The sequence below is a fragment of the Nocardia sp. bgisy134 genome (assembly GCF_965341865.1).
Classification (GTDB): domain Bacteria; phylum Actinomycetota; class Actinomycetes; order Mycobacteriales; family Mycobacteriaceae; genus Nocardia.
The window spans coordinates 1-1994 of sequence record NZ_CBDQZP010000052.1 but is presented as its reverse complement, the minus strand read 5'-3'; the positions used below and the strand labels follow the sequence as shown (position 1 = coordinate 1994).

The 1994-nt window shown below is 63.2% G+C and carries 2 protein-coding genes; one reads left to right on the top strand and one right to left on the bottom strand.

Going from position 1 to position 1994, the window contains the following annotated elements; translation table 11 throughout:
- Positions 1-88: 88 nt before the first annotated feature.
- Positions 89-400, top strand: coding sequence for an EthD family reductase (locus ACRWNM_RS36465; protein ID WP_431972722.1), 312 nt, complete (start codon positions 89-91; stop codon positions 398-400).
- Positions 401-735: 335 nt separating this feature from the next.
- Here ACRWNM_RS36465 and ACRWNM_RS36460 read toward each other — a convergent pair whose 3' ends face one another.
- Positions 736-1710 carry a hypothetical protein gene (locus tag ACRWNM_RS36460; RefSeq protein ID WP_431972721.1) on the bottom strand — a complete coding sequence of 325 codons (975 nt, stop codon included), beginning with the start codon at positions 1708-1710 and terminating at the stop codon, positions 736-738.
- Positions 1711-1994: the final 284 nt, after the last annotated feature.

Here is a 1994-nt window from a genome sequence, read left to right as displayed (position 1 = left end):
GCGTCCCGGTCTTTCCCTCGACCACACATCAAGCCCTAACCTGCACATATGACGATTCAACCGACCGCGGTAGATGCAGGAGGCAGTCATGCATAAGCTGCTGGTCCTATATCCCAAGCCCGCCGACCCCGACCACTTCCGCGACTACTACGTGACCAAACACCTTCCACTGGTCATAGAGATGCCCGGCCTACTTGCGTGGCGCTACAGCTTCGACGTGGCGGCGACCAACGGAGAAGCGCCGTATTTCGCGGTCTTCGAAGCCGACTACGCTGACGCCGCCGCCATGGCCGCGGCGTCGGCGTCGCCGCAAGGCCAGCGGGCGGCCGCCGATGTCGTCAACTACGCCACCGGCGGTGCGGTCATCATCCACTATCCGGTGCAGGAGGGCACCGACTGAGGCAGGACGGCACGCTCCGGGACGCGTTCGGTCGGCCGTTGCGGCCAGGTCCGGCTCTCGGCGGAACGCCGTTCGCGGTTGCCGGTTCGTTGAGCGTCAAAGGTGGGCCGATGTCCTGGCCGGATGTCACGGTGGTTGATGCGCGCGTGCGGCTCGACGGCCGGGGCGGGAGCCCGCCAACCTCGGGCAGGCCCGGCATCGCCTTTCGAAGAACGGTCCAAGCGTTCCGAACCCAGTAAGGAATTCTGACTGTCAGCGGCAATATGGTGCGTTTGGCCGACCCAGATGTGCGGACATCCAGATCAGCGACGGCTATCAAACACCCTGCCAGCGCGTTAGTCGCTACGAGATACCGTGCCCTGAATCTGAGACGTGCTCGTTCCGCCGTAATCCGCATATTTGTAGGTCGCCGAAACCACCCGGCTACTGCCAGCCTCACAATTCGGAACGCGCAGGTGAGTAAACGCGAACTCGTTGCCTGTACCAGGCTGATACAGCATCACTTCGGTTCCCGGCGGACCCGACCGTAATGGCAGCTCGTCTCGGAACGAGATCGCGGTCGGCGGGGTAGTTTCGACGCTGCCTGTGCCGTTACGCAGTGTGACCACGACCCCGAACACGTTGTCAGGCACATCCTTCGGCGGATACGACTGTGTCGCGCCGCCTGTGTAGACGGTCGTCTGTCCCTCGTCGGTCCAGTCCGACAAGTTCCTGCCGCAATGGGCGTCGGTGACGAGCCGAGCCAGGACACCGGACGGGGTGCCGCTGCCCGCGATCAGCGGCGGAATCGTGACCACCACACTGACGAGAATGGCAACTACCAGCACTGCTCCGCCTCGCATCGAGGCGGCGCGCGTCCGACCGGATCGGTTGCCATACAAGTGCAAGAAGGCTGCCGCGAACGCTGCGGCAAGTGCGAAGCACGCCGCGACGATGCTCGTGTCGAGGTGTCCGGATAACTCCGGCTTGTAATCGGACAAGTACAGCTCGGTCCCCACCCACTGAGCGAACAAACTGGCAACTACCCCACCCGCGATGGTGCCGCCAGGCGCGAACCGGTATGGCATCAGCCCGAAAATGCCAGTGACGACCAGCACCGGGCTAATCACAAGCAGGAACGGCCAATAGACCATGAGGTTGGCCGCGAAGCGGCCGCCCGCTTCGAACTCGAACCGTGGATCCGATCCCGGCTCCGAGTACAGTCCGAGCCCGATCGCCACCCACGCCACAGCCAGCACGCCGACGGCAACAACATGCAATAGGTACGCGAGACGGTTCAAGCGATTCCACGATGGATCACGAGCAAACACGCGGTCACTGTATCGACCAGTTGCGTCCGATCCGGTTACCAAATGTGGAGAAATCGTGTGGGTCCGGTAGGAGACTCCGAAGTCGCGGAGCCCGAACCCATTCAGAGGGCGTCGCGAGTGCAGCAGGATCGGCGGCAATTCAGGTATGCCCAGCGCGGGCCGAGGGCACCGACAATGGTGTTCGCCTCATGTCTTGGGCGGCACAGCGAATGCAGGTTGTTCGGGTCGTAGCGCTCGCCACCCATGCCCCTAGCCCTTTGAACATCCTCAACTCGGCAGAGGCG